The organism is Methyloversatilis discipulorum (assembly GCF_000527135.1).
Classification (GTDB): domain Bacteria; phylum Pseudomonadota; class Gammaproteobacteria; order Burkholderiales; family Rhodocyclaceae; genus Methyloversatilis; species Methyloversatilis discipulorum.
This window is the reverse complement of record NZ_AZUP01000001.1, coordinates 2406172-2432846: the sequence shown is the minus strand read 5'-3', so window position 1 is coordinate 2432846 and position 26675 is coordinate 2406172. Positions and strand designations below refer to the sequence as shown.

General features: G+C 65.2%; 24 protein-coding genes and 1 pseudogene. 16 read left to right on the top strand and 9 right to left on the bottom strand.

Translation table 11 applies throughout. The annotated features are described in order from the left end of the window. The first annotated feature begins 331 nt into the window (after nt 1-331). From METFAM1_RS20875 to METFAM1_RS21445, 6 genes and pseudogenes are all read left to right on the top strand, one after another. Complete coding sequence (locus METFAM1_RS20875; protein ID WP_157256617.1) at nt 332-742, top strand: hypothetical protein; 411 nt, start codon at nt 332-334, stop codon at nt 740-742. A gap of 495 nt (nt 743-1237) precedes the next feature. After that, nucleotides 1238-2776, top strand: coding sequence for a transposase (locus METFAM1_RS0111295; protein WP_019915361.1), 1539 nt, complete (start codon nt 1238-1240; stop codon nt 2774-2776). A gap of 963 nt (nt 2777-3739) precedes the next feature. Next, complete coding sequence (locus METFAM1_RS20870; RefSeq protein WP_157256616.1) at nt 3740-4186, top strand: hypothetical protein; 447 nt, start codon at nt 3740-3742, stop codon at nt 4184-4186. Between the two features lie 97 nt (nt 4187-4283). Then, the gene (locus METFAM1_RS20640; protein WP_081627154.1) at nt 4284-4856 is read left to right on the top strand and encodes a DUF1877 family protein; all 573 of its coding nucleotides are present in this window, start codon (nt 4284-4286) and stop codon (nt 4854-4856) included. A gap of 143 nt (nt 4857-4999) precedes the next feature. Beyond that, nucleotides 5000-5797, top strand: coding sequence for a DUF5677 domain-containing protein (locus tag METFAM1_RS0111280; protein WP_232419871.1), 798 nt, complete (start codon nt 5000-5002; stop codon nt 5795-5797). Nucleotides 5798-5927: 130 nt separating this feature from the next. Further along, a pseudogene (locus METFAM1_RS21445) lies at nt 5928-6303 on the top strand (transposase); the annotation flags it as partial. A gap of 304 nt (nt 6304-6607) precedes the next feature. On the opposite strand, the gene METFAM1_RS0111265 reads toward METFAM1_RS21445, so the two are convergent. Then, a complete protein-coding gene (locus METFAM1_RS0111265; RefSeq protein ID WP_019915355.1) occupies nt 6608-7558 on the bottom strand; it encodes an IS481 family transposase in 951 nt (316 codons plus the stop codon). 113 nt (nt 7559-7671) lie between these two features. Between METFAM1_RS0111265 and METFAM1_RS0111260 the strand changes: the two genes are divergently transcribed. The 10 genes from METFAM1_RS0111260 to METFAM1_RS0111215 all read left to right on the top strand — a co-directional run bounded on the left by METFAM1_RS0111260 (nt 7672) and on the right by METFAM1_RS0111215 (nt 14942). Continuing rightward, on the top strand, nt 7672-8391 hold the full coding sequence (locus METFAM1_RS0111260; RefSeq protein ID WP_019915354.1) for a hypothetical protein: 720 nt from the start codon (nt 7672-7674) through the stop codon (nt 8389-8391). 32 nt (nt 8392-8423) lie between these two features. Continuing rightward, nucleotides 8424-8744: an antibiotic biosynthesis monooxygenase family protein gene (locus METFAM1_RS0111255; RefSeq protein ID WP_019915353.1), complete on the top strand. Its 321-nt coding sequence runs from the start codon at nt 8424-8426 to the stop codon at nt 8742-8744. Between the two features lie 519 nt (nt 8745-9263). Continuing rightward, nucleotides 9264-9587 carry a YggL 50S ribosome-binding family protein gene (locus METFAM1_RS0111250; protein WP_019915351.1) on the top strand — a complete coding sequence of 108 codons (324 nt, stop codon included), beginning with the start codon at nt 9264-9266 and terminating at the stop codon, nt 9585-9587. A gap of 58 nt (nt 9588-9645) precedes the next feature. Then, nucleotides 9646-9864, top strand: coding sequence for a hypothetical protein (locus tag METFAM1_RS20860; RefSeq protein ID WP_019915350.1), 219 nt, complete (start codon nt 9646-9648; stop codon nt 9862-9864). Nucleotides 9865-9919: 55 nt separating this feature from the next. Next, nucleotides 9920-10483, top strand: a complete 564-nt coding sequence (locus METFAM1_RS0111240; RefSeq protein WP_019915349.1) for a hypothetical protein — start codon at nt 9920-9922, stop codon at nt 10481-10483. 22 nt (nt 10484-10505) lie between these two features. After that, nucleotides 10506-11141 (top strand): HAD hydrolase-like protein, encoded by a 636-nt coding sequence (locus METFAM1_RS0111235; protein ID WP_019915348.1) that lies wholly within the window; start codon nt 10506-10508, stop codon nt 11139-11141. A gap of 63 nt (nt 11142-11204) precedes the next feature. Then, entirely contained in the window at nt 11205-11642 is a 438-nt protein-coding gene (locus tag METFAM1_RS0111230) for a hypothetical protein (protein WP_024300643.1), read from the top strand. Between the two features lie 67 nt (nt 11643-11709). Next, on the top strand, nt 11710-12726 hold the full coding sequence (locus tag METFAM1_RS0111225; RefSeq protein ID WP_232419739.1) for a magnesium transporter: 1017 nt from the start codon (nt 11710-11712) through the stop codon (nt 12724-12726). 489 nt (nt 12727-13215) lie between these two features. After that, entirely contained in the window at nt 13216-13623 is a 408-nt protein-coding gene (locus METFAM1_RS0111220) for a YciI family protein (RefSeq protein ID WP_019915345.1), read from the top strand. Between the two features lie 47 nt (nt 13624-13670). Beyond that, entirely contained in the window at nt 13671-14942 is a 1272-nt protein-coding gene (locus METFAM1_RS0111215; protein ID WP_019915344.1) for an RNA polymerase sigma factor, read from the top strand. 1110 nt (nt 14943-16052) lie between these two features. Here METFAM1_RS0111215 and METFAM1_RS0111210 read toward each other — a convergent pair. The 8 genes from METFAM1_RS0111210 to METFAM1_RS0111170 all read right to left on the bottom strand — a co-directional run bounded on the left by METFAM1_RS0111210 (nt 16053) and on the right by METFAM1_RS0111170 (nt 26655). Then, nucleotides 16053-17375: a hemolysin family protein gene (locus tag METFAM1_RS0111210; protein ID WP_019915343.1), complete on the bottom strand. Its 1323-nt coding sequence runs from the start codon at nt 17373-17375 to the stop codon at nt 16053-16055. Between the two features lie 98 nt (nt 17376-17473). Continuing rightward, the gene (gene kdpE / locus METFAM1_RS0111205) at nt 17474-18184 is read right to left on the bottom strand and encodes a two-component system response regulator KdpE (RefSeq protein WP_019915342.1); all 711 of its coding nucleotides are present in this window, start codon (nt 18182-18184) and stop codon (nt 17474-17476) included. Beyond that, nucleotides 18181-20925, bottom strand: a complete 2745-nt coding sequence (kdpD, locus tag METFAM1_RS0111200; protein ID WP_019915341.1) for a two-component system sensor histidine kinase KdpD — start codon at nt 20923-20925, stop codon at nt 18181-18183. The genes kdpE and kdpD overlap by 4 nt, the downstream gene beginning before the upstream one ends. 128 nt (nt 20926-21053) lie before the next feature. Further along, nucleotides 21054-21635 carry a potassium-transporting ATPase subunit KdpC gene (gene kdpC / locus METFAM1_RS0111190; RefSeq protein ID WP_019915338.1) on the bottom strand — a complete coding sequence of 194 codons (582 nt, stop codon included), beginning with the start codon at nt 21633-21635 and terminating at the stop codon, nt 21054-21056. 15 nt (nt 21636-21650) lie between these two features. Then, complete coding sequence (gene kdpB / locus METFAM1_RS0111185; RefSeq protein WP_019915337.1) at nt 21651-23735, bottom strand: potassium-transporting ATPase subunit KdpB; 2085 nt, start codon at nt 23733-23735, stop codon at nt 21651-21653. 9 nt (nt 23736-23744) lie between these two features. Next, nucleotides 23745-25481 carry a potassium-transporting ATPase subunit KdpA gene (gene kdpA, locus METFAM1_RS0111180; protein ID WP_019915336.1) on the bottom strand — a complete coding sequence of 579 codons (1737 nt, stop codon included), beginning with the start codon at nt 25479-25481 and terminating at the stop codon, nt 23745-23747. Next, a complete protein-coding gene (gene kdpF / locus METFAM1_RS20630; protein WP_019915335.1) occupies nt 25481-25573 on the bottom strand; it encodes a K(+)-transporting ATPase subunit F in 93 nt (30 codons plus the stop codon). Before kdpF ends, kdpA begins: the two co-directional genes overlap by 1 nt. A gap of 137 nt (nt 25574-25710) precedes the next feature. Then, nucleotides 25711-26655 (bottom strand): phosphatidate cytidylyltransferase, encoded by a 945-nt coding sequence (locus METFAM1_RS0111170; protein WP_019915334.1) that lies wholly within the window; start codon nt 26653-26655, stop codon nt 25711-25713. Nucleotides 26656-26675: the final 20 nt, after the last annotated feature.

The window sequence follows — 26675 nt, the reverse complement described above, 5'->3', positions numbered from 1 at the left end:
GTCGAGGACGCTTTCGATATTCCCGCCTGGGGCGGCTTGGTTGTCGTTCCCGGTCCGCTCGCGCACGACTACGACGGCCCAGACACCTTGGAGGTTCAACTGCGAAAACCGGATGGCTCGGTTGCGCATGCAACGCTTACGGTTCAATGGATCTCCCAAACACCGCCACCAAAGGAGTTGCGGTGGGGTTGCATCTTCCGGGGACTTTCTAAGCCAGATGTTCCAGTGGGCACAGAGGTCTGGTTCCACACTGCGGCCCAACCGGTCGCTCCAGCGGACGGCTGCGCCGCCCGCTGAGCTTCAACGTTAGGCGCCGCAGGAGAGAGTCGTCGTGCATCCATCGAAAGTCAGCCACGATTGGCCAAATGCTCTGCGGTGGTTCCTGTGCCAGGAACTCGTTCATTTCACGCCATGGCACTTCTTCACGGAGCCCGATCAGTTTGCTTTCGCCGCTCGCGCCTTTGCACGAGAAGATGTGAGTCGCGGTCAAGTCTTAGTGTTCGCACAACGTCAAGACTGCGATGATTTCGCGGGATTGGAGATACAGGCGGGAAAGGTGATGAATCGTGTCATTTGCTTTCACCCCGTCTTCGCCTCAGGGTCCAGTGAGTCGCCGAGATCCTGGAACATAGTGTCCGAGACGTTCGACGATGTCTTTGACTTCGTCGCTAAGTGCGTCGTCACCGATATGAAAGATTGGGCAGAAACAGAAGATGCCCGAGACCTCGATGGCGGCGCCTAACCCTTCCATCGAGAGGACTCGCCCCGGCAAGCCGGGTCGAGCCTCTCATGTCAAACGTTAGAACGCTATGGCCCCTTTGTTCACAGCATTGGTAGTTGTCCCCGGTGCGGCGCTCGTGCTGACACTCGCCTTCTTAGTTGCTCGTTTCCTTCAGCCAACGTCCGTTGCCATTCGCATAGCTGTCGTGTTCGTTGCAGGCGCGGCCATTGGTGGCGTCGTCACGCTTGTTGGCCTCTCGTCTTTTGTGCCGGCAACGTTGGCGGCTCCTTGGCTGGTCATCACCTACTTGGCGTCTCTTGCTGTGGGCAGCCTTCTTGGTGGTGCATTGTTGCTTGTGTTCTGCATCAAACATCGCGTTCTAACCTTGCGCTCAAGCGGACCGCCGCAAGCGGCGTCCGCTTAGCTCAACGTTGAGGCTGTAGAAAAACCCCTGCCCACCCTCATCCGTTCACATGCCGTTGTTATGATTCCGCATCGCCTCTCCGGAGCCCTGCGATGCCGCGATTCAAGACGCCCGACTACGGTCTGAAGCTCATTCCGGTTGATTTCGCACAGCAGGTGCTGCCCGGCACCTTCGAGTTCGCGCTCTGCCATCTGGTCGACAACGACCTCGATCTCACTGCACTGCGTGCCCGCTACGCCAACGACGCCGGTGGTGCCCCGGCCTTCGATCCGGCCGTGCTGCTCAAGATCGTGCTGCTTGGCTATTCGCGCGGGCTGATCAGCTCCCGATCCATCGCCACCGCCTGCCGCACCAACGTGCTGTTCATGGCCGTCTCCGGCGACAGTGCGCCGCACTTCACCACCGTCGCGCACTTCATCAGCAGTCTCGGCAACGAGGCCCAAGCGCTCTTCACCGAGGTGCTGCTGGTGTGCGACCGCGAAGGGCTGATCGGGCGCGAACTCTTCGCCATCGACGGCATGAAGCTGCCGTCCAACGCATCCAAGGCAAAGAGCGGCACGCGTGCCGACTTCGAGCGCGAGGCGGCGAAGACGGAAGCGGCCGTGCAGCGCATGATCGGTGAGCAGAAGACGCGCGATGCCGCCGGCTGCGACGACGAGGCAGCCCGCGCACAGCGCACCCGCGAACGCTTGAGTCACGAGGCGGCAAAGATCCGCGACTGGCTCACCCGCAATCCCGACGACCGACGCGGCGCCAAGGGCGCTGTACGCCTCTCCAACCGCACCGACAACGACTCGGCCAAGATGGCCACCGCCAAGGGCGTGATCCAGGGCTATACCGGCGTGGCCGCCGTCGATGCCGCCCACCAGATCGTGGTCGATGCCCAGGCGCACGGCACCGGATCGGAACAGGAGCTGCTGCTGCCGGTGATCGATGCAAGCAGCGCACAGCGCAAACCCAACACCGCGATCTGCGCCGACGCGGGCTATCACTCCGAGAAGAACCTCGCCGAACTGGACAAGCGCGGCATTCCCGCCTGGGTGTGCGACAACGGCTACCGGCAGCGCGACCCCAGATACGCCGATCAGGCCAAGCACAAGACAAAACCCGACGCGCTGTGGGACAAGAGCGAGAAGGCGAAGGAAGCACGCACCGCCAGCAGGAACCGGCGCTACGCCAACACCGACTTCACCGAAGCGCCGGACCGCAGCCGCTGCCTGTGCCCGGCGGGCAAGCACCTCTATCGCAACGGGGGCGAGTGCACGATCAACGGCTACGCCGCCACCAAGTACACCGGTGCTGCGCGCGACTGCGTGCCGTGCGAGCAGCGCACCCGCTGCCTGCGCACGCCCGGAACGACGAAGGTGCGACAGGTCACCTTCTTCCGCGGCAAGCGAGGCCCCACCGAATCACACACCGAGCGGATGAAACGGCGCATCGATTCCACGGAAGGCAAACGGATGATCGCCGCGCGCTTCGCTACGGTCGAACCGGTGTTCGGCAACCTGCGGCACAACAAACGGCTCGCCCGCTTCACGCTGCGCGGGCGGGAGAAGGTAGATGGACAGTGGAAGCTGTACTGCCTGGTGCACAACATCGAAAAGCTCGGGCACCACGGATGCGCGAATTAGGTAAGCTGGCGGGAGAGGCCGGCGCCATTTCGAGCGCGCCGGGCAGCGGCCGGGGCTGACGTCAGGGGACAACGATGAAGCGAAGATCGGAAGGCTGAGAAGATGATGAACGACTTCGAGCCGGCATGCGCCGGTCACAACCGCTTGGCCCGAGATGGGGTTTTTCTACAGCGTCGTTAGACCTATGCATTTCGGACCGCGTCTTATGCGATGTCGACCTCCGTTTGGCGATCCGTCGGAATCGGTCGAGGCCCTTCGCAGGGTCCTGTTATCTGCCCCAGGCGTTTCTGATGTGCTTTCGATCAAACGACACCACAAGGGCGGACTCGTCGCTGTGATGGACTTCGACAGAAGTGCCTTCGACGGCTTCATCAATCATCTAGAGGCCGAGGGATGGAGATCTGTCTTTTGAAGACAGCCACCGTCGGTCTAACCTGGCGCTCCAGCGGACGGCCTTCGGCCGTCGCTGAGCTTGCACGTTATGGGTCCTGAAGCTACGTCGCTCTTCTGCGAATATGACCGCAGAGACTCTTGCGTTCTCGAAGCGCGCTTTTCCGTCGTTGGCCTATATGTGATCGCGGAGGCTTACCCAAAAGAGGCCGACCAGTCGGTTCACCTAGAGGTGTTCTTCCCGGATCATCGTGGGTTCGCTCTTTTTGATGAAAGTGACATGCCGTCTTGGCTAGGGGCCGAGTGCTTTCGGACAGGTCATCTCGTCTATCGCGTTCTACATGGCGGCTGGTTCGATAGCCTTGATCAAAAAGACTGCTTTCTACAAATTGCTAGCTCTCAGTGCAATGAATGGTTGATCGTCACCGCTAATGAGTGTGTAAGTGTCTTTTCCTCGTCGGAACCCAGAATTCGGGAGGTATCAGTTTGAAACCGACGCATAACCCTGCAGTCGAGCGAGCCTGCGCGAAACGCCGCGCAGGCCGCTCACTTCCACGTTAGCCCGCCAATATCATGACTGATTCAAATCTCTCAAAAGCCGCTAATTGGGCCGCCATCGCTACTGCGGGGATTGCAGTTGCAGCTCTCTGCATTGCCGTCTGGCAAATTCGTGTAGGTCAGCAAACCCAGCGCGAAGCATCAGCACGCGACGCATTTAAGGAATATCTGAAATTAGCAATGGAAAAGCTAGATTTCGCCGACGCGCGCTTGGGAAAGGTCGCCAAATCTGAAAACGAGCGATCTCGCTACAGTTGGTTCGTTAGCTACTTTCTCTTTAGCGCAGAACAAATCTATACGTCATTTCCGGATGACCCGGAGTGGTCAGCCGCACTATCTGATCAAGTCTGCTATCACAGAGCATATCTTCAGGGCTACGAATATCAAAGGACATTAAAGGCTCACTATGCTCAGCCGTTTTATGAATTCGTCGAAAAATCGCTTAGTCACTGCCCCAATTGAACGGGCGTTACGCAATCCGGGCTGACCCATCACTCCACCGGACCTTGCGCATAAAACCGCGCAAGGCAGGTGAATTCAAACTTTAGTCAAATATCATATGAGCGTTACGACTCACTACGGCCGTGTTTCCGAGGAACAGTACACATCCATGCGAAATGACCCCGATGGTTTGGCTCAATTCTTGACGGGTGTTCTGCCCGAGGATCAACTTCTCTATCTGGACAAAGCAAGTGCAGTAATTGCTTGGCTTCTTTCTCCTCTCAAACGGCACGAACAAGCGCACTTCGCCGCCGTTGTTCGTGCTGACGACATCGAGAGCTTCACCCCGCCAGACCTTGGGCCAGAGCCCCCTGTGGATGAGTTGCTCATTCCCCTCGAGGGCCGTGGAGCCAAGGACGAGAATCTTGATGCGGGAATGGGGCCTGCTTGCGTTATCGATGCCAAAGACGTGCATCGATACGCCTTGCTGCTTGAAGAAATCAGCGAAGAGAAACTAAGAGAAAAACTGAATTTTCAAGAGTTAGAGGAAGCAGCACTGCCAATTGACTACTGGCTCGAAGAAGGCGAAGAGATTTTTGCCGGGTACATTGTCCCTCTTTTCGAACAACTCAAGACGTTTTATCGCGTTGCAGCTTCCAACAATCAGAAGGTACTGGTGTGGTACAGCTAGTGCCTAACATTACGGTCAAAGCCGTTTCGGCCTTCGGCCTCCACTGGACGCTGCGCGATAAAGCGCCGCGCAGCGCCCTTTACCTACAGCGTTAGGCCTGTATTGCTATGTCTAGCGCATCGAATGCGGAAAGTGACTTGCCGGTGCAGGAGTGGCCTGAGTGGGTCTTCTTTAATACGGTCAACGCGTTGCTTGCCGATGTAGTTGCAAAGACAAGGGAAGCTGACTCACATCGAGTAGGGGCGCTGTACCCATTTCTTGACTCGGTTCGAGAGTCGGCTACATCACTTCAATTTTTAGTAATCCGTCAGGCGCTTCGCGACTCGTACGTCATTGCACGCGTGATCTACGAAACCGCGGTCAACGCCTGCTTCCTGCTAACTAGCCCAATCGAGCTTTCAGCGCGCGCAAACGCCCATGCTAAGCAAAAGACTCTTCGAAGTTTGGTGCGCAGAATAGAGATTGCGGGTACGCCGCTGTTCGAGTTCAAGTACAGCGGTGCAGATGAGCTGATGCAAGAACCCGAACACAAGAAGTTGCTCGACGAGTTCACGTCGAAGTCCGGCAGAGAGATTTCATCGTGGACTTCGGAGAATGTTCAGCAACGTCTAGACGCAGTGCATCTAGCGTTCGGTGCCGAGGCTACAAAAGGGCTGGCGTTCGGGCTCCTGATGTACCGGCACGCCTCAGAAATCGCTCACGGAACACTGTACGGCACCTTGTTCTCATGGGGCGCACTTGCACCTAACCGCCCTTTAAAGTCGCCTGGCGACTTGGGAATTTTCCGACGCGCAGAACTGCGTCATCTGTTGAAGCTCGTGTGCTTTTCGCTGGAGTCCTTAGTGCGGGTGACTTCGAGCGTACTTGATGCTCCGAGTTTGGGCGAATCAGCAGAGAGAGCCCTTCAAGACTATTACAAGGACAAGAATGAAGGTGCCTAACACCTCCATGGAGCCGACGTTTGACGGCGCGGCTCATGTTCATGGTTGAGGCTGTAGAAAAGCCCTTCCCTACCCTCATCCATTCCTATGCCTTTGTTATGATTCCGCATCGCCTCTCCGGCGCCCTGCGATGCCGCGATTCAAGACACCCGACTACGGCCTGAAGCTCATCCCGGTCGATTTCGCACAGCAGGTGCTGCCCGATACCTTCGCGCTCTGGCATCTGGTCGACAACGAGCTCAATCTCTCCACGCTACGCCAACGCCGCGGGCGGTGCCCCGGCCTTCGATCCGGCCGAGCTGCTGAAGGTCGTGCTGCTCGGCTACTCGCGCGGGCTGATCAGCTTCCGATCCATCGCCACGGCCTGCCGCAACAACGTGCTGTTCATGGCCGTCTCCGGCGACAGTGCGCCGCACTTCACCACCGTCGCGCACCTCATCAGCAGTCTCGGCATTGATGTCCAAGCGCTCTTCACCCAGGTGTTGCTGCTGTGCGACCGCGAAGGACAAGAGCGGCACAACAAGCGGCTCACCCGCTTCACGCTGCGCGGGCGGGGGAAGGTGGATGGGCAGTGGAAGCTGTACTGCGTGGTGCACAACATCGAAAAGCTCGGGCACCATGGATACGCGATTAGGTAAGCTGGCGGGCAACACCGACGCCATTTCGAGGGCGTCGGGCAGCGGCTGGGGCTGACGTCACGGGACGACGATGAAACGAAGATCGCGGGAGTGAAGCGATGATGAACGACTTCGAGCCGGCAAAGGCGGGAAGCAACCGTTTGCCCCGAGATGGGGTATTTCTACAGCGTCGTTAGGTGTGAAGAGTCAAGAGGTTGTTCTGCGAATTTGAGAGACGGGACATAGGGACGTTGCAAGCGATGCCGTGATGAGGTCGGTGCCAGTTGTAGAAGTGGTTCCAGAGAGGCAAAGCGGCTTTGCGCAGGTCGGAGTTGGGATAGGAATGGCCGTAGGCCCACTCGCGCAGAGCTGACTGGATGAAGCGCTCGGCCTTGCCATTGGTCTGTGGCCGATAGGCTCGTGTGAACTTGTGTTTGATCCCCAGCTCGTTGCAGGCCTGAGCGAAGGCGAACGAGTGGAAGGCGGGTCCGTTGTCGGTGAGCACGCGCTGTACGGTGACACCGAGCGTTGCGTAATAGGCGACGGCATTTCGCAGGAAGCTCACGGCGCTGTCTTTGCGCTCATCGGGGTGCATGTCGGTGAAAGCAATGCGCGAATGGTCGTCAATGGCCACAAACAAGTGTTCCCAGCCTACGCCGCGGGTGCGCTTGCGATAATCGGCCGTGATTCGATGACCCACAGCGGTGAAGCGGCCCAACTTCTTGATGTCGATGTGGAGCAGTTCGCCGGGCGTCTGGCGCTCGTAGCGCTGTATGGACTCAGTCGGGGCCAGATCGCTGAACCTTGAGAGGCCGGCTCGTCGGAGCACCCGGCTGACCGTTGCTTTGGATACGCCGGTGTAGGAGGCGATCCGGGATTGAAGAAAGAGTTTGCGGCGCAGCTCGATGATGGTCAGCGCGACTTCTGGGGCAATGCTTCGGGGAGAACGGGCGGGACGGGACGACTTGTCTGCAAGTCCAGCCGGACCTTCGGCCAGGTAGCGCCCCAGCCATTTGCGGGCAGTGACACTGCTGACGCCGCTACGCTTCGCCGCATCAGAGGCCGACAGACCTCGCTCAAGCATGTCCAACACCATTTCTAGGCGACGAAGGTAGGTCAATCGGGCATTCTTGTGGGTGTTCATCCGGAATCCTGTTCGAGAGAGCTTGGGGGTTTGGCGATTTCCAGTCTCTCAGAACTTCTCCGGGTGAACACCCGAAACAACCTATTGAAGCTTCACAGTTAGGGCGCACGACTATGACTGAAGCCTTCTTGTCGGTCATCGGCATCCTCGTAGGGTGGTTCCTTGCTGAGGTTAGTGCGTCTTGGCGTGCGAGCGGCGAGCGGAGGCGACGGCTTGGTCGGGCGCTTGCAGCGCTAAGCTATTTGAACCACGAGATGGTGCTACTTCAGAGGATGTTTGAGAAGTTCAAGGACTTCTCAAGCGGCGTTTCTGAGTACGAACGCTATCGGCAGTACATATTGAAGCGCTACCCGCGTCAGGATGAGAAGTTCCGTGCCTCACTTGAGGAGGCAAGTGAGACCATCGCTGAGGAACTGCCGCTCCAGTCCCTGGAACTCACACAGATAGTCACGCGCTACTATTTCTTGCACACAACCAAGCTTCAGGAGTCCGTAAAGATTCCTGAGCTATATATTTTGCAGATCTCTTCTCTTGAAGTGGGCTACGAGTTATTTCAAAAACGACTGGGGTCGATCGTGACTCGCTTGGCCTTCCGGCATGGCATTGGCACCGGCATCAAGCATCTGTGGCTGATGCGAAAGCTCAATCGGCCGGACAAGGCTGAGCAGAACAAGCTGGTTGATCTCGTGAAGCAGTTTAAGGATGGTATGTCGCCTCGAACTAGCAACGAATCGGAAGCTCCGACGCCATCCTCCGCCGAGAAACGCCCTAACCCCGCGCACAACCCGGACGCGGGGGAAGCGGGTTCCGCCCGCTCCCCGCGTGCAGGTTAGCGCGATCGTCAGGCCATCTTTCAGGAGAAGTTGTGATCCTCGAAATCGCACAACTCCAGGTCAAGCCAGAGCTGACGGCAGAATTCGAATCTGCGTTCGGCAAGGCTCAAACCATCATCGCGTCCATGCCTGGTTACTTGGGTCATGAGCTTCAAAAGTGCATCGAGCAAGTGAACCACTACATGCTTTTGGTTCGCTGGGAGTCCGTCGAACACCACGAGGTTGGCTTCCGAAAGTCTGCCGAATACCAAGAGTGGCGCATGCTGCTGCATCACTTCTATGATCCATTCCCAACCGTGCTGCACTATGAGCTGACCAATGGTCCGGGCTTGGCGGCAACCAAGGCCGACTAAGGAAGCATGGGTTGCAGTACTTCAACCGCTCAAGTACCCGCCACCAGCCTGACTGGTCGCATATGGACTCCCACCGGAATCAAGACTGACCGATAGTCCGGTTTCCCCGGTTGGATCACTTGCAGTGGTATATCCGGGATCCATAGTCGGTTCTGTGTGACCCCTGCAGAGATGGGATCTGCGCCGGGAGCGTCAATCGATACGAGCGGCGCGCGTTACGCGGCAGGAAGGGTCATCGCCGTTCGTCCCCGTGGGTTTGACCCGGTTGGCCATGACGGGCGATCTGTCTCGTGGCAAGCGGTGATGGGAAGTGAGCAGGTGCTGAACGCTCAAGTGGCTGTGGCGAAGGAGGCCCAGCAGGCCTTTCTTGCTAGCCAGGTTGCGGTTCCCCCGAGCTTGCGGGTCGATTCTGATGAAAGGTTCTGTTCCTGCGTTACCAGAACCGCGATCCGGGATAAGGTGCGCGACGATCGTGAGTGCAACGACGTTTTATCTCGTACTCGAATTCAGGAGCTTTACATGTCACACCACCGTTCGCGCCGCCTGCGCAAGAAGCTGCACATCGACGAGTTTCAGGAACTTGGCTTCGAGGTGGCCTTCCGGCTGCGCGATGGTCTGTCGGCGGACGAGATGGGCGCCTTCTGGGACGCCTTCATCGGCGACGCGATCGAGGGCAACGGGCTGCTCTATGGCGGCTCGACGCGCGGGATGGCCTGTCTGCGCAAACGCGGGTCGGCCAACGAACAGCATCGCGAAGCGGTGCGTGCCTGGCTCGCGGGGCGGCCGGAGGTGAGCGAGACGGAGGTCGGGCCACTGATCGACGTCTGGTATCCGGCGGCGTAGGGCCCGGCCGGTTTGTATTCGCGCGCTTGCCGGGGCCAGCATTCTTGGCGTGCATCGGATGCAACAGGTCGAACCCGGTCTGCTCGTGGTTTTCCGGGCAAGCCTCTCCATGGGCTTTCTGTCGCTGGTCTGGTGCTTCTTTGCCGGACAGGAACAGAGCCGGGACCTTCTTGTCACCTATGGCGTGCGGTTCAAACGCCGCCGTCTGGTGAAGCCCGACCTTGCGCTGGCTGCACTGTATCTGGCTCTGGGATGGACGCTCAGCGAAGTGATGTGATGGTGCGCCCCACGAGCAATCGCCCGGCAGAGGCCGGTTCCGGATCAGACTTCGCATGGACGGGCCGATGGATCACGTGAGCATCTGGTTCTGGGTCACAGTATCGGTGGCTGGGCTGGTATTCCATGGAATGGCTGCCGGCGCGTTCTACCTGCTCTATGCCTTCACTGTGTCCGCATTCGGTCGCACACCGCCTTCCGGGCCCGCCGCGCTCGGCCGAGCTTTCGGCCTGCTTTTCCTTTTCGAGGTGGTGGGCACCGCACTGCTCGCCTATCTGTGCCCGATCGTATTTCAGAGTTGGCAGCCGGACGCACGCGAGGTGGCGGAACTGGCTCTGCGCCTTGTCCTGTTCCTGACGACGCCGGTTCTTGCTGCGTCGGTTGCGGTTATCAGCAGCGAGGATGTTCGTACGCTGAATGCCTGGATCTACTTTCCGTTTGGGCTGTTCATACACATCATGATCTCGCTGTTCGCCTTTATTGAATCGTCTCTGATGCCTTATGCCATGCTGGCGTTCATGCCGTTCACATTGATCGGCTATCGGTGTGCGACGCATCTGCGTACCTGCCTGCATGCGTCCCATGATGAAGCCGCGAGGGACGGCTCTGCGGCCGGATGAAGCTGATCGGCTGAATGACACTTTGCGAACCCACCCCCTCATCCTGTTCGACTTCGACGGCACGCTCGCCGATTCCTTCCATCTGTTCCTCGACGCGTGGACCCACGCGGCGCAGCGGCATGGCTTTCGCGCCGTCGATACGACCGACCTCGACCGCCTGCGCCGGATGAGCGCGCGCGACATCGTGGTCGAGGCGGGTTTGTCGCTGTGGAAGCTGCCGGCGGTGGTGGCGACCATGCGTGGGTATGTGCGCGAACGGGCGGACGAGGTGAAGCTGTTCGACGGCGTGCCCGAAGCGCTGCACGCGCTGAAGGTGGAGGGTGTGCAGATCGGCATCGTCACGTCGAACGCGCGTGACACGGTCGAACGGGTGCTCGGCGACGATTTGCGCCCGCTGATCGACCAATGGGGCTGCGGCGCGTCGCTGTTCGGCAAGGCGGCGAAGACGCGGCGGGTGATGAAGGCAGCCGGCGCAACCGCGGCGCGAACGGTGAGCGTCGGCGACGAACTGCGCGACCTCGACGTGGCGCAGGCGCTCGGGCTGGATTTCGTCGCGGTGGCCTGGGGCTACACCGCGCCGGACCGTTTCGCCGGGCTGCCCGGCGTGCGGCTGTGCGCCACACCCGCTGATCTGCCGACAGTCGTGTTGCCGTCCTGAAGGGCTGGTCGAGCGCAGCCGCCCTGGCGTATCGTCCGTTCATCCATGCAGGAGCCGAACGTCATGTGCAGCGACCACGACCCCCTCGAACTCGCCCGCGCCCGCATCGCCGGCGAAACCGCGCGCCATTACGGCACGATGCGCTTCGCCATGTTCACGGTGTTCTCCGCGGTGCTGGGTGCGCTGCTGGCGTTCGCGTTCTCGCAGGGCGGTTCGCTCTTCCTCGGACATCCGCCGTACCGGGTCGGCCTCGGCGTGGTCGGGCTGATGCTGTCGGTGCTGTTCCTGCTGGCCGAGTACCGCATTTCGAGGCTGGTCACCTTCTACCAGGAAGAGGCGTTCGCGGCCGGCGCGCTGGCACCGTCGCCCGACCATGACAACTGGAAAGACGTGGTGCTGGTCACCATGCTCGCGCCCTACGCACTGTCGGCGGTGTTCTGGCTGCTCGCCATCTTCGGCCTCATCGTGTTCCCGGTCTGGCCGGCGCCAGCGGCCGGCTGATCCTGCGCATGACGAGGCGCCGCGCGATGCGGCACCATGGCGGAACACTGTCCGGATGGAACCCGTCATGAGCGCCCACGCCCCCACTGCAAACGATCCGTCGGCGCCGAGCGTTCTGCCGGCCGACGAAAGCGCCGGCCGCTACCTGCTTGCCGCCGTGCCGCGCGTGCACCCGGCGCAGACGGTCGATGCGGTGCTGGCCGACCTGCGCGCCCGGCACTACGACTGCCTCGACATCGTGTGCGTGGTCGATGACAACGAAAGCCTGGTCGGCATCGCGCCGCTGCCGGCATTGTTCCGCGCCGCGCAGGGCGCACGCATCGACACGGTGATGCAGCGCGACTGCCCCACCGTGCATGCGCACACCGACCAGGAGCGGGTCGCCTCGCTGGCGCTGCATCACGGGCTGGACGCGATGCCGGTGGTCGATGCGCGGGGCCGGCTGCTCGGCGTGGTGCCGACCGCTGCGCTGCTGCACATCCTGCGTCGTGAGCACGTGGAGGACATCCACCGCCTCGCCGGCATCACGCGCGAGACGCGGCGGGCGCGCGAGGCGATCGAGTCACCGCCGTTGCGTCGCCTGCGTCACCGTCTGCCCTGGCTGCTGATCGGTCTGGCCGGCAGCATGTTCGCCACCTTCATCATGGCCGGCTTTGAGCGCACGCTTGCGCTGAGCCCGGCACTCGCCTTCTTCGTGCCGGGTCTGGTCTATCTCGCCGATGCCATCGGTACGCAGACCGAAGCGGTCGCCGTGCGCGGCCTGTCGCTGAGCCACGCGTCGGTCGGCACGCTGGTCGGTGGCGAGGTGCGCACCGGGCTGCTGATCGGGCTGGTGCTCGGCGGGCTCACCTTTCCCTGCGTCTGGCTGGCCTTCGGCGACCCGACGCTGGCGTTCGCGGTGGCGCTGTCGCTGGTGATGGCCGGCGGCATCGCGACGACGATAGGCCTCTTCCTGCCCTGGCTGCTCGCCCGCCTGGGCAGCGACCCCGCCTACGGCAGCGGCCCGCTCGCCACCATCGTGCAGGACTTGCTGACCCTGCTCACCTATTTCGCGGTGGCGAGCGCGGTAATGGGGCAGGGGTGAAGGCGGCCCGGCGCGGGTCTTTCCCTCTCCTGTATCGACGGGGGAGGGCAGCGGCTTCGATCCAGGCTGCTATCGCGAGCAAGCTCGCTCCCACGAGACCCCGGCTCCGGCCGCGGATCGGAGTTGCCTCTCCGTTGGAGCAGCCCCTGTGGGAGCGATCCTTGTGGGAGCGGCCTTGGCCGCGACGCGGCTGTTGCTGTCCGCAGCCTTCGATACAGGTTGCTGTCGGGGTCAGAAGACCCCTCCCACAGCACCCCATCTCCGGCCGCGGATCGGGCGTGCTCCCGCGGTGGAAGCGGTCCCTTGTGGGAGCGGCCTTGGCCGCGATTCGGCCGCCGCTGTCCGCCGACTTCGATTCAGCTCGCAGTCGCGGTCAGAAGACCGCTCCCACACAAGCGTCCGAGCCGATGGCGCGCACTGTCGATTCGCGCACCGGTCGCTCGTCGACCCTGCGACGGCGCCTGTCGCGCCGACTCCAGGAGAGCAGCCATGCGTTACATGATCATCGTCAAGGCCACTGCCGACAGTGAGGCGGGCGTCATGCCGGAGGAAGCACTGATGGCTTCGATGGCCTCCTATCATGAAGAACTGATGCGCGCCGGCGTGCTGCTCGACGCATCCGGGTTGCAGGCCAGTTCGAAGGGCTGGCGCGTGCGTTACCGCGGTGCCGGGCGCAGCGTCATCGACGGCCCGTTTGCCGAAACGAAGGAACTGATCGCCGGCTACACGCTGATACAGGTCGCCTCGCGCGAGGAGGCGCTGCACTGGACACGCCGCTTCCCGAACCCGGTCGGCGAGGGGCGCGACGCCGAAATCGAGGTGCGCCAGGTGTTCGAGCTGGACGACTTCGCGCCGGGTGAGGCGGTGGAACGCTTCCGCCGGATGGACAAAGCCTGAGGGAGACGAAGCATGATGAACGGGACGACGACGGTGCACACCGGACGATGAAGACCGACCTGCACCGCACGCTGGACGCCGTCTGGCGCATCGAGTCGGCGCGCATCATCGGCGCGCTGGCGCGCATGGTGCGCGACGTCGGCCTCGCCGAGGAGCTGGCGCAGGACGCTCTGGTGACGGCGCTCGAACAGTGGCCCGACAAGGGCGTGCCGGACAACCCCGGCGCCTGGCTCACCGCCACCGCGAAGAACCGCGCGCTCGACCTGCTGCGCCACCGCAGCATGCAGGCGACCAAGGCCGACGCGCTGACCTGGGAAATCGAGGCGCAGCTGCAGGACGGCGCGCCGCCGGCGCCCGACAGCACGCTCGACGAACCGATCGGCGACGACGTGCTGCGCTTGATGTTCGTCGCCTGCCACCCGGTGCTGTCGGTCGAGGCGCGCGTCGCGCTGACGCTGAAGATGGTCGGTGGTCTCGCCACGCCGGACATCGCACGCGCCTTCCTGGTGCCGGAGGCGACGCTGGCGCAGCGCATCGTGCGCGCCAAGCGCACGCTGAGCGAAGCGCGCGTACCGTTCGAGCTGCCCGGCCCGGCCGAACTGGGCGAGCGGCTCGACGCCGTGCTGAAGGTGATCTACCTCATCTTCAACGAGGGCTATGCCGCCACCGCCGGTGAGCACTGGATGCGCCCGGCGCTGTGCGAAGAGGCCTTGCGCCTCGGTCGCATACTGGCCGAGCTGGCGCCGCAGGTCGCCGAAGTGCACGGCCTGGTGGCGCTGATGGAAATCCAGGCCTCGCGCCTGCACGCGCGCACCGACGCACGCGGCGCACCGGTGCTGCTGCTGGAACAGGACCGCACGCGCTGGGACCGTCTGCTGATCCGCCGCGGGCTGGCCGCACTGGAACGCGTCGACGCACTCGGCGGCGGCTACGGCCCGTACGCGCTGCAGGCCGCCATCGCCGCCTGTCATGCGCGCGCCGCCCACGCCGACCACACCGACTGGTCGCGCATCGCCGCGCTTTACGACGCGCTGGCGCAGATCGCGCCGTCACCGGTGGTCGAACTGAATCGCGCCGTGGCGGTGGGCATGGCCTTCGGCCCGGCGGCCGGGCTGGAGGTCGCCGATGCGCTGCGCGACGAACCGGCGCTGCGCCACTACCACCTGCTGCCCGCCGTGCGCGGCGACCTGCTGGCAAAGCTCGGCCGCCACAGCGAAGCCTGCGACGAATTCCGCCGCGCCGCCGCGCTGACGCAGAACGAACGCGAGCGCGAACTGCTGACCGAACGCGCGCGCGTCAGCGCGGATGCTGTTCGCTGACACTCAGCCGGATCGTTCCCGGAGACGGCGCGCGGCCATATCGATCAGCGCGGCGCCGGCAGCCGCGGCCGGGATTCTGTGGGAGGGGTCTTCTGACCCCGACAGCCGCCTGGATCGAAGCTTGCGGACAGCAGCGGCCGTGTCGCGGCCAAGGCCGCTCCCACAGGGATTGCGCCGATGCGTCAGGCATGAGCCGAGCCGCGGCCGGGATTCTGTGGGAGGGGTCTTCTGACCCCGACAGCAGCCTGGATCGAAGCTTGCGGACAGCAGCGGCCGTGTCGCGGCCAAGGCCGCTCCCACAGGAATCGCGCCGGTGCGTCAGGCATGAGCCCAGCCGGGGGCGGGGTTCTGTGGGAGGGGTCTTCTGACCCCGACAGCCGCCCGGATCGAAGCCTGCGGACAGCAGCGGCCGTGTCGCGGCCAAGGCCGCTCCCACAGGGATTGCGCCGATGCGTCAGGCATGAGCCCAGCCGCGGCCGGGATTCTGTGGGAGGGGTCTTCTGACCCCGACAGCAGCCTGGATCGAAGCCTGCGGACAGCAGCGGTCGTGTCGCGGCCAAGGCCGTTCCCACAGGAATCGCGCCGGTGCGTCAGGCATGAGCCGAGCCGCGGCCGGGGTTCTGTGGGAGGGGTCTTCCGACCCCGACAGCCGCCTGGATCGAAGCCTGCGGACAGCAGCGGTCGTGTCGCGGCCAAGGCCGCTCCCACAGGGATTGCGCCGATGCGTCAGGCATGAGCCCGGCCGGGGGCGGATTCTGTGGGAGGGGTCTTCTGACCCCGACAGCCGCCCGGATCGAAGCCTGCGGACAGCAGCGGCCGTGTCGCGGCCAAGGCCGCTCGCAGAGGGAGTGCAAACAACCATCGCACCGACGAAAAAAAAGGCGGCCCGCAGGCCGCCTTTGAGAACTCACAGCCATTGCTGTGGAGGAGGAGACCCGAGTATCGCCCTTGTCCGCCTGCGTGCAAGGGCTGTCACAAATACTTCATGCGCCTCTGTTCCGCAGACGGCTCAGGGTGCGCAACGGGGTGCGACAGGTGATCGAAGGGCGGTGCAGCTGCCCGGCGCATGCCGCTGCGTGGTGCATGCGTCGGTGGCTGGCGAGCTTCGGTTCACTCCGCGTCGACCGGCGCAGGCAGCGGTTCGAGTCGCTGCACCAGCACCTTGTCGACCCGGTTGCGGTCCATGTCCATCACCTCGACGCGCAGGCCGGCGACTTCGAAGAAGTCGGTGGCGACCGGGATGCGGCCGAGCATGTGCAGCACCAGTCCGCCCACCGTGTGGAAGTTTCCGCTGTCTTCACCCGGCAATACGTCGTCGATACCGAGCACGGATTTGACGCGCTCGATCGACGTGCCGCCGTTGACCAGCCACGAACCGTCGGCGCGCTGTACCACGTCCGCTTCCTCGTGCGCCGCCGGCACCGACATGTCGCCGACGATGGCGGCGAGCACGTCGTTGACGGTGACCAGCCCCTGCAGGTCGCCATACTCGTCGACCAGCAGCGCCAGGTGCTTGCGCGTGCGGCGGAAGTTCTCCAGCAGTTGTGCGGTGCTGACCGTGTCCGGCACATAGAGCGGCGGCTCGAGGAGCGCCTCGATGCTGCGTCGGTCTATCGTTTCGCCGGCCAGCGACTGCTTCAGCAGGGCGCCGCTCTGCAGCACGCCGAGCACGTGTTCGAGGCCGTCGCGGCACACCAGCAGGCGGCTGTACGGGCTGTCGGCGATGCGCCGGCGGATGTCGTCCTCCGGATCGTCGAGGTCGATCGCGTGAATGTCCTTGCGCGGCGTCATGATGGCGCCGACGTGCAGTTCGTCCAGGCGCAGCACGTTGGACACGATCTGCTGTTCGCTCTGGTGGAACACGCCCGCTTCCGCGCCTTGGCCCATCAGCACTTTGATTTCCTCATCGGTGATCGGCGGCTCGTCGGTGCGGCGCGCACCGGCGATGCGCAGGATGGCGTTGCTGGTGACCGACAGCACCCACACCAGCGGCCGCGCAACGCGCGCCAGCAGCACCATGGGCCGTGAAATGAGCGAGGCGATGCCCTCGGGCGCCAGCAGTGCCAGCCGCTTCGGCACCAGTTCGCCGACCACGACGGAGAAGTAGGTGATGCCGACCACCACGACGGACAGCGCCACCGTGCGCGCGTAGGGCTCGATCAGCGGGAATCCGGACAGCCAGGCGGCCAGCGGATCGGCCAGCACCGTTTCACCCATGGCGCCGCTCAGGATGCCGATCGACGTGATGCCCACCTGTATCGTTGACAGGAAGTTCGACGGGTCGTCGTGCAGCCGCACGGCGGCCTGCGCCCCCTTGTGGCCGTCCTCGGCAAGACCGATCAGGCGCGCCTTGCGCGACGACACGACGGCGATTTCGGACATCGCGAAGACGCCGTTGAGAAGGATGAGTGCAAACAGAAGTGCCACGTCCATGCCTGCAGGCCACCCGCTGTCCGATGCGTGGCCCGGGTGTGAAGGGAGTGCCATTATCCCCCACGGGCCATGACCGCCCGGCCGGTGCCCCACGCAGGCTAGCGGGCGTCGGCGATGAAGCGGTAGCCGACGCCGGTCTCGGTCAGCAGGTGCGCCGGCCGCGCCGGGTCCGCTTCGAGCTTGCGCCGCAGATGGCCCATGTAGATGCGCAGGTAGTGGCCATGCTCGACGCTGTTCGGCCCCCACACCGCGCGCAGCAACTGGCGGTGCGTCAGCACCTGGCCCTCGTGTGCCGCCAGCGTGGCGAGCAGCCGGTACTCGACCGGCGTCAGGTGCACCGGCTCGCCGGCGCGCGTGATCAGGCGGCGCGCCAGATCGAGTTCGCACTCGCCGAAGTGGAGCGGGCCTGCGGCGTCGGTCGGGGCGTTGCCGCGGCGGCGCAGCGCGACGCGTACGCGTGCCATCAGTTCGCCGACCGAAAAGGGTTTGATCAGATAGTCGTCGGCGCCGGCGTCGAGTGCCGCGATCTTGTCGTCGTCACCGGTACGCGCCGACAGCACGATGACCGGCACGCTGCTCCAGCCGCGCAGGTCGCGGATCAGGTCAACGCCGTCGCCGTCCGGCAGACCGAGGTCGAGCACCAGCAGATCCGGCTTGCGCGTGCCGGCTTCGATCAGGCCGCGCTGCAGCGCCTCGGCCTCGAATACCTGATGTCCGGCCTCCTCCAGCGCCTGACGTACGAAACGGCGTATCGCCGCATCGTCCTCGACGATCAGTACTCGGGACACCGGGGGCTGCAGGCTGCTCATGCCGCACAGTCTGCCGCAGGTGGCAGATCGGTGCCCGCCGGCGCGTCACGGTGCGGCAGGGTCCAGCGGAACACCGCGCCGTGCGCCGGCGGCGGACGGTTGGCAGCGCCGATGTCGCCGCCATGCGCACGCACGATGGCGCGGCAGATGGCCAGCCCGAGGCCGACGCCCGGCGTGCTCGATTCCGCCTCGCCGCGCGTGAACTTGCGGAACAGGTTTTCCGGATCGCCGGCCGGCAGGCCGGGGCCGTCGTCGCTCACCTCGATCGCGATCGCGTCGCCGTCACGCGCTGCGGTGATGCGTATCGTCGTACCGGCCGGCGTGTACTTGGCGGCGTTTTCCAGCAGATTGACCAGCACCCGTTCGAGCAGCACGGCGTCGCCATAGAGCAGCGGCAGATCGGGCGGCAGGTCCACGCGCACCACGTGCCGAGCCAGCGCGCCTTCGATGGCGCGGATCGCGCTGCCGGCCAGTTCCTCCAGCGACTGCCAGTCGTGGCGCAGCGCCACTGCGCCGGCCTGCAGTCGCGCCATGTCGAGCAGGTTGTTCACCAGCTGCGCGGTGCGCCGCGCCTGATCGACGATGGCGTTGATCGCCGGGCCGTGCACGGAACCTTCGCGCGCCAGCGCGCCGGACAGGTTTTCCGACATGCCGATCAATGCGGTCAGTGGCGTGCGCAGATCGTGCGACAGCGCGGCCAGCAGCGAATTGCGCAGCCGTTCGGATTCCATCGACAGCAGCGTGTCCTGTGCGACGGCGACGAAGTGCACGCGCTCGATGGCGATGGCGACCAGCGCGGCGTAGGTGTCGAGCAACTGGCGCTGTTCCGGAATCATCAGCAGCCGCGCGTGCGCCGGCTTCACGGCGATGACGCCGCGCGTGCGCATCGGCGCCTGCAGCGGCAGGTAGAGCGCCGGTGCGCCGGGCAGGGTTCCGGTGCCGGCGCCGGCCGGCTCGCTGTGGTCGTAAGCCCACTGCGCAAGGCCGCTATCGGGCGCGAAGCGATCGTTGTCGGGCGAGGCCGGTGCCAGCCGCTCGGCGGCGTCCGGCAGCAGCAGTGCGGCGTCGCCGCGGAAGGCGCGCTCGACCGCGCGTTCGCCGATTTCGGCCACCTGTTCCAGCGTCAGCGCGCGACCGAGATCGCGCGCCATTTCGAACAGGCTGCGCGCGCGGTCTTCGCGGTAGCGGGCGACGCGCGCCTGGTACTGCAGCGAGGCGGTGAGCTGGCCGACCACCAGACCGACCGCCATCATGACGGCGAAGGTGATCAGGTATTCCGCGTCGCTGACCGAGAAGGTGAAGCGCGGCGGCACGAAGAAGAAATCGAAGGCCAGCACGTTCAGCACGGCCGAGGCCAGTGCCGCCCGGCGACCGTGTCGCACGGCGATGACAATCACCGCCAGCAGGAAGAGCATGACGATGTTGGCGAGGTCGAAGTACGGCAGCAGCGGCGTCGCCAGCACGGTCACCGCGGCGCACGACGCGCCGGCCCACAGATAGCCACGCAGCGAGCGTGCGACCGCCTCGCCGTCCTCCTCCTGTGCCGGCGGCGGCGAAGCCGGTGCCGCGTCGTCGCGCCGCGCGATCACCATGAACTCGATTTCCGGCGCGAGTGCCGCCACCCGCTCGCCGAAGTGGCTGCGGCCGGTGGCGCGCTGCCACAGCGACCCAACCCTGCCGCGCAGCGAGTAGCCGGTCACCAGGGTGCCCAGATTGTGTTCGCGCGCGTAGGTCACGGCGGCCACGGCGGCGTCCTGCGCGGTCAGCGTGGCGGTGGTTGCACCCAGTGACTCGGCCAGCTTGAGCGTGGCCAGTATCGCCCGGCGACGCGCTTCGGGCAGGCGCTGCAGTGCCGGTGTCTCGATGTAGATGGCATGCCAGGGCGCGTCGGCCTGCGCCGCCCGGCGGGCCGCGGCGCGCACCAGGCGCTCGGCGCCGGCGTCCGGGCCGACACAGGCGAGCAGCGCGTCGCTCACCTGCCATACCGCGCGGCTGGCCTGCGCGACGTGTTCGCGCCGGTAGCTGCGCACGTCTTCCTCGACCCGCTCGGCCGTGCGGCGCAGCGCCAGTTCGCGCAGCGCCATCAGGTTGCCCTTGCGGAAGAAGTTCTTCACCGCGCGCTCGGCCTGCTCCGGCAGATACACCTTGCCCTCGCGCAACCGGCGCAGCAGGTCGTCGGTCGGCAGGTCGACCAGCACCACTTCGGAGGCGGAATCGAATACGTGGTCCGGCACCGTTTCGCGCACGCGGATGCCGGTGATGCCGCCGACCACGTCGTTCAGGCTTTCGATGTGCTGCACGTTCACCGTGGTCCACACGTCGATGCCGGCGTCGAGCAGTTCGTCGATGTCCTGCCAGCGCTTCGGGTGACGCGAGCCCGGGGCGTTGCTGTGCGCCAGTTCGTCGACCAGCAGCACGGCGGGTCGGCGCGCCAGCGCACCGTCGAGATCGAATTCCTCCAGCGTGCGCCCCTGCAGCGTGAGCGTACGTCGCGGCAGTCGTTCCAGCCCCTGCACCTGCTGTGCGGTTTCGCTGCGGCCGTGCGTCTCGACGATGCCCACGACGACGTCGATCTGCTGCTCGCGCAGGCGCTGCGCGGCATCGAGCATGGCCCAGGTCTTGCCCACGCCAGCCGACGAGCCGAAGTAGATCTTCAGCCGGCCGCGCGCGGCGCGCGCCTCCGCCGCCTGCGCGGCGGCGAGCAGTGCGTCGGGGTCGGGCCGTGTCGGTTCGTCGGTCATCGTCGCAGTCTAGCGTCCGGAACGTCGGTCGCGGCCGCTGCTGCGCCCGACCAGCCAGCCGACCAGCGCCAGCGGCGCGGCGATCGCCAGCAGTCCGAGCAGCAGCACGAGCAGGTCATGGTCCATGATCAGCGCAGCGCGTCGAGCGCGCGATTCAGCGCCAGCACATTCACCCGTGGCTCGCCGATGAAGCCCAGCCACGGATGACGCGCGTGACCTTCGATCAGCGCGTCGACCGCGGCCGGGTCGAGGCCGCGTACCCGCGCCACGCGGGCCGCCTGGTAGCGGGCGGCGGCGAGGCTGATGTCCGGGTCGAGCCCGCTGGCCGACGCGGTGACCAGATCGACCGGCACCGGCGCGCGGTTGTCCGGGTCGGCGGCGCGCAGCGCGGCGATGCGTTGTGCCACCGCGTCGATCAGCACGCGGTTGTTGGCACCCAGATTGCTGCCGCCGGACGCGGCGCCGTTGTAGGGCTGCGGTGCGGTGGCCGACGGGCGCGACCAGAAGTGGCCGGGCGACGAGAAGGGCTGACCGATCAGCGTCGAGCCGGTCACCTGTTCGCCGTCGCGGATCAGCGATCCGGCCGCGCGTTCGGGGAACAGCGTCTGCGCCAGCGCGGTGAACAGCAGCGGGTAGGCGAGGCCGGTCAGTGCGGACAGCAGCAGGAAAAGTGACAGCGCAGGACGCAGGGTATTCAGGGTGGCGTTCATGGCAGGACTCCGTGTTCAGGTGAGGTGCAGCGCGCCGAGCAGCACGTCGATGAGCTTGATGCCGACGAAGGGCACGACGAAACCGCCCAGGCCGTACAGCAGGCCGTTGCGACGCAGCAGCGCGGCGGTACCGAGCGCGCGGTACTGCACGCCGCGCAGCGCGAGCGGAATCAGCGCGACGATGATGAGCGCATTGAAGATGACCGCCGACAGGATGGCCGACTCGCCGGATGCGAGCTGCATCACGTTCAGCGCACCCAGCTGCGGATAGGTGGCGGCGAAGGCGGCTGGCAGGATGGCGAAGTACTTGGCGACGTCGTTCGAAATGCTGAAGGTGGTCAGCGCGCCGCGCGTCATCAGCATCTGCTTGCCGATCTCGACCACCTCGATCAGCTTGGTCGGATTGCTGTCGAGGTCGACCATGTTGCCGGCCTCCTTCGCCGCCTGCGTGCCGCTGTTCATCGCTACCGCGACGTCGGCCTGGGCCAGCGCCGGTGCGTCGTTGGTGCCGTCGCCGGTCATCGCCACCATGCGGCCTTCGGCCTGATAGCGACGGATCAGCGCCAGCTTGGCTTCCGGCGTGGCTTCGGCCAGCACGTCGTCGACGCCCGCCTCGGCGGCGATGGCAGCGGCGGTGAGCCGGTTGTCGCCGGTGATCATGACGGTGCGTATGCCCATGCGCCGCAGTTCGACGAAGCGTTCGCGGATGCCGCCCTTGACGATGTCCTTCAGTTCGACCACGCCGAGCACTCGCTCGCCGTCGGCCACCACCAGCGGCGTGCTGCCGCGGCGGGCGGCGTCCTCGACGATGCGCAGCAGTTCCGGTGCGAACTGCCCGCCCAGCGACTCGACATGCTGGCGCACCGCCTCGGCCGCGCCCTTGCGGATCTGCCGGCCCTCCCAGTTCACGCCGCTCATCCGGGTCTGCGCGGTGAAGGGCACGAAGACGGCGTCGTGCAACAGCAGTTGGCGTTCGCGCAGCGCGAACTTCTGTTTGGCGAGCACGACGATGCTGCGACCCTCCGGCGTTTCGTCAGCCAGCGAGGCGAGTTGCGCGGCGTCGGCCAGTTCGCGCTCGCTCACGCCGGGCGCCGGCAGGAAGGCGGCGGCCTGGCGGTTGCCCAGCGTGATGGTGCCGGTCTTGTCGAGCAGCAGTACGTCGACGTCACCCGCCGCCTCGACCGCGCGGCCGGAGGTGGCGATCACGTTGGCGCCCAGCATGCGGCTCATGCCGGCCACGCCGATGGCCGACAGCAGGCCGCCTATCGTGGTCGGAATCAGGCACACCAGCAGCGCCACCAGCGCGGTCACGGTGACCGGGCTGCCCTGTCCGCCGGCATCGACCGCGAACAGCGAGAAGGGCAGCAGCGTGACGGTGGCCATCAGGAAGGCCAGCGTCAGCGCCACCAGCAGGATGGTCAGCGCGACTTCGTTCGGCGTCTTGCGCCGCTTCGCGCCTTCGACCATGGCGATCATGCGGTCGAGGAAGCTGTCGCCCGGATTGACCGTGCAGCGCACGACGATCCAGTCCGACAGCACGCGCGTCCCGCCGGTGACCGACGAGAAATCGCCGCCGGCTTCGCGGATGACCGGCGCCGATTCGCCGGTGATGGCGCTTTCGTCCACCGAGGCCACGCCTTCGATCACCTCGCCGTCGCAGGGCATGGTGTCGCCGGCCTCGACCAGCAGCACGTCGCCGATGCGCAAGGCGCCGGTATCGACCGCGTCCCAGTGCTCGCCCTGGCGCGGCGCGCGCAGCTTCTTCGCCGTGCCGCGCTTCTGCAGGCTGCGCAGGCTGGCGGCCTGCGCCTTGCTGCGGCCTTCGGCCAGCGCCTCGGCGAAGTTGGCGAACAGCACGGTGAACCACAGCCACAGCGCATTGGCGCCGATGAACCAGGCCGGCGCCTCGCCCTGACCGGTCAGGGCCTGCAGCCACAGCGCGCTGATCAGTACGGCGCACAGCCAGACCACGAACATGACCGGATTGCGCCACTGCGCCACCGGATTGAGCTTGATGAAGGCATCGCGCACCGCGCCGCGCAGCAGTGCGGGGTCGAGCAGTCCGGCGGCCGGGCGCGAAGGATGAAGGGCGTTCGTCATGGTGCGTCCTCAGCGATACAGGTTGATGTGCTCGACCACCGGGCCGAGCGCCAGCGCAGGCAGGTAGGTGAGCGCGCCGACCAGCAGCACGGTCAGCACCAGCAGCACGACGAACATCGGTCCGTGCGTCGGCATTGCCGCGTCCTGGCTGCCCGCTTGCCGCATGGCGCGGGTGCGCGCGGCCAGCGCACCGGCCAGCGCCAGCACCGGCACGATGACGGCGAAGCGGCCGAGCGCCATCGCGATCGCCAGTGTCAGGTTGTAGAAGGGGGTGTTGGCCGACAGGCCGGCGAAAGCGCTGCCGTTGTTGTTGGCGGCCGACGAGAAGGCGTACAGCACTTCGGAGAAGCCGGCCGCGGCCGGATTCAGCAGACTGGCGCGACCGGCCTCCGTGCTCACCGCGAGCGCGCTGCCGGCCAGCACCAGCAGCGGCGTGACCAGGACGGCGACGGCCACCCATTTCATTTCCGCCGGTTCGATCTTCTTGCCCAGGTAGGCCGGTGTGCGCCCGGTCATCAGGCCGGCCACGAACACCGCCAGCACGGCGAACAGCAGCATGCCGTACAGACCCGAACCGACGCCGCCGAACACCACCTCGCCGAGTTGCATCAGCAGCATCGTGATGCCGCCGGCCAGCGGTGTCAGCGAGGCGTGCATCGCGTTCACCGCGCCGCAGGAGGCGGCCGTCGTGATGGCGGCGAACAGCGCGCTGGCGGCGACGCCGAAGCGCACCTCCTTGCCTTCCATATTGCCGCCGGCCTGCAGCGCACTGGCGGTCTGGTCGACTCCGAGCGCGGCGAAATGCGGGTTGCCCGCCTGTTCCAGCGACATGATGCCGACCACTGCGGCGACGAACAGTACCGTCATCGCGGCCAGCAGTGCCCAGCCCTGACGGCGGTCGCCGACCACGCGACCGAAGGCCATGCACAGCCCGGCCGGAATCGCGAAGATGGCCAGCATCTGCAGCACATTGGTCCACGCCGTCGGGTTCTCGAAGGGGTGGGCCGAATTGGCGTTCATGAAGCCGCCGCCATTGGTGCCCAGCATCTTGATCGCCTCCTGCGAGGCGACCGGCCCCATGGCCAGCGTCTGCGTGCTGACCGCACCCGCATCGGTATGCAGCGGTTCGAGCAGCGTGACCGTCAGGTCGGGCGACAGGTTCTGGATCACGCCCTGCGCCGCGAACGCCAGCGCCAGCGCGGCGGACAGCGGCAGCAGCAGCCACAGCGTGATGCGCAGGACATCGACCCAGAAGTTGCCGATGCCGCCCGCCCCGCTGCGCGCGAAGCCGCGCATCAGCGCGAAGGCGACCGCGATGCCGGTGGCCGCGGACAGGAAGTTCTGCACCGTCAGGCCCAGCATCTGGGTCAGGTGGCTCATCGCCGACTCGCCGCCGTAGCCTTGCCAGTTGGTGTTGGTGACGAAGCTCACCGCGGTGTTGAGCGCGGAATCCCAGGTCGGCGCGGCGAACTGCTGCGGGTTCAGCGGCAGTTCGGGCTGCAGCCGCTGCAGCGCGTACAGCGCGATCACGCCGATCAGGTTGAACAGCAGCAGCGCACCGGCATAGCCGCGCCAGCCCTGTTCTTCGCCGCTCACACCGCAGGCGCGCAGCAGCGCCGACTCGATGCCGGCAAACGGACGCGGCGCCCGTTCAGACACCAGGGCCAGCCAGCGGCCCAGCGGCAGCGCGATCAGCCAGACGGCCAGCACGAAGCCGCCCAGCAGCATCCACATCTGGGCGGTCATCACAGATCCTCCGCGCGCCACAGCGCCCACAGCAAATAGACGAACAGCGCCACGACCAGCGCGGCGCAGATTCCGTACAGCGTTCCCATCATGATTCCTCCGCAGACGATGTGCGAAGACTAGGAGGACGCGTGCAAAGACGGTCTATAAATCGCGGGCGCCGCTGTATACGCGGCGTAAACGTGTCGTCAGCGAACGATCAGGGCGTGAAGATTCAGGGGGTGAAGATTCAGGGGGTGAAGAAATAGCGTGTGAGGTGGAAGAACACCGGTGCGGCGAAGCTGACCGAATCCATGCGGTCCATCATGCCGCCGTGCCCCTGGATCATGCTGCCCCAGTCCTTCGCGCCGAGGCTGCGCTTGACCGCCGACAGCACCAGCCCGCCGAGGAAACCCATGATGACGATGGCGGCCGACATGCCGGCCGCCTGCAGCGGCGAGAAGGGGGTGATCCACCACATCGCGGCGCCGATCGCGGTGGCCGACAGCGCGCCGCCGACAAAACCTTCGACGGTCTTGGACGGGCTCACCACCGGCGCGATCTTGGTCTTGCCGAACAGCTTGCCGAACACATACTGCAGCACGTCGCTCAGCTGCACGACGAGCAGCAGGTAGAACAGCAGCAGCGCGTTCTGGCCGGCGTAGTCGGGGATGTCGAGCAGCAGCAGCGCCGGTACGTGGCTGATGCAATAGATGGTCAGCATGACGCCCCACTGGATCTTGGCGGCGCGTTCGAGGAAGTGCTCGGTGTCCTGTGCCAGCACCGACAGCGAAGGCAGCAGCAGGAAGCCGTAGACCGGAATCAGGATCGAGAACAGCGCGTACCACTCGTCGGCGATCAACGCGTACTGCAGCGGAATCGCGATGAAGAAGGACACCGACAGCGCGCGGTGGTCACCCGGTCGGGTCGGCGTCAGCGTCATGAACTCGCGTAGCGCGAACCATGAGATGAGCGCGAACATGACGATGGTGGCCATTTTGCCAAGCATGAAGGCGACCGCGAACACGGCCACCATGATCCACCAGGCCTTGATGCGCGCATTGAGGTTGTCGACCACGGCGCGCCCCGATTCACCGCTGACGCGCCGCGACAGCACCCAGCCGATCATGGACGACAGCAGCAGCACGGCACCGATGCCGCCCATCAGCCAGTAGAACTTGTCCTGTGCGCTCATTGCATCCCCTTTGTTGTTGT

Coding starts and splice junctions, on each gene's coding strand:
- METFAM1_RS0111295 (WP_019915361.1), top strand. CDS start 1,238: ATGCCGCGATTCAAGACGCCCGACTACGGTCTGAAGCTCATTCCGGTT.
- METFAM1_RS20870 (WP_157256616.1), top strand. CDS start 3,740: ATGACTGATTCAAATCTCTCAAAAGCCGCTAATTGGGCCGCCATCGCT.
- METFAM1_RS20640 (WP_081627154.1), top strand. CDS start 4,284: ATGAGCGTTACGACTCACTACGGCCGTGTTTCCGAGGAACAGTACACA.
- METFAM1_RS0111265 (WP_019915355.1), bottom strand. CDS start 7,558: ATGAACACCCACAAGAATGCCCGATTGACCTACCTTCGTCGCCTAGAA.
- METFAM1_RS0111260 (WP_019915354.1), top strand. CDS start 7,672: ATGACTGAAGCCTTCTTGTCGGTCATCGGCATCCTCGTAGGGTGGTTC.
- METFAM1_RS0111250 (WP_019915351.1), top strand. CDS start 9,264: ATGTCACACCACCGTTCGCGCCGCCTGCGCAAGAAGCTGCACATCGAC.
- METFAM1_RS20860 (WP_019915350.1), top strand. CDS start 9,646: ATGCAACAGGTCGAACCCGGTCTGCTCGTGGTTTTCCGGGCAAGCCTC.
- METFAM1_RS0111240 (WP_019915349.1), top strand. CDS start 9,920: ATGGACGGGCCGATGGATCACGTGAGCATCTGGTTCTGGGTCACAGTA.
- METFAM1_RS0111230 (WP_024300643.1), top strand. CDS start 11,205: ATGTGCAGCGACCACGACCCCCTCGAACTCGCCCGCGCCCGCATCGCC.
- METFAM1_RS0111225 (WP_232419739.1), top strand. CDS start 11,710: ATGAGCGCCCACGCCCCCACTGCAAACGATCCGTCGGCGCCGAGCGTT.
- METFAM1_RS0111220 (WP_019915345.1), top strand. CDS start 13,216: ATGCGTTACATGATCATCGTCAAGGCCACTGCCGACAGTGAGGCGGGC.
- METFAM1_RS0111215 (WP_019915344.1), top strand. CDS start 13,671: ATGAAGACCGACCTGCACCGCACGCTGGACGCCGTCTGGCGCATCGAG.
- METFAM1_RS0111210 (WP_019915343.1), bottom strand. CDS start 17,375: ATGGACGTGGCACTTCTGTTTGCACTCATCCTTCTCAACGGCGTCTTC.
- kdpE (WP_019915342.1), bottom strand. CDS start 18,184: ATGAGCAGCCTGCAGCCCCCGGTGTCCCGAGTACTGATCGTCGAGGAC.
- kdpD (WP_019915341.1), bottom strand. CDS start 20,925: ATGACCGACGAACCGACACGGCCCGACCCCGACGCACTGCTCGCCGCC.
- kdpC (WP_019915338.1), bottom strand. CDS start 21,635: ATGAACGCCACCCTGAATACCCTGCGTCCTGCGCTGTCACTTTTCCTG.
- kdpB (WP_019915337.1), bottom strand. CDS start 23,735: ATGACGAACGCCCTTCATCCTTCGCGCCCGGCCGCCGGACTGCTCGAC.
- kdpA (WP_019915336.1), bottom strand. CDS start 25,481: ATGACCGCCCAGATGTGGATGCTGCTGGGCGGCTTCGTGCTGGCCGTC.
- kdpF (WP_019915335.1), bottom strand. CDS start 25,573: ATGATGGGAACGCTGTACGGAATCTGCGCCGCGCTGGTCGTGGCGCTG.
- METFAM1_RS0111170 (WP_019915334.1), bottom strand. CDS start 26,655: ATGAGCGCACAGGACAAGTTCTACTGGCTGATGGGCGGCATCGGTGCC.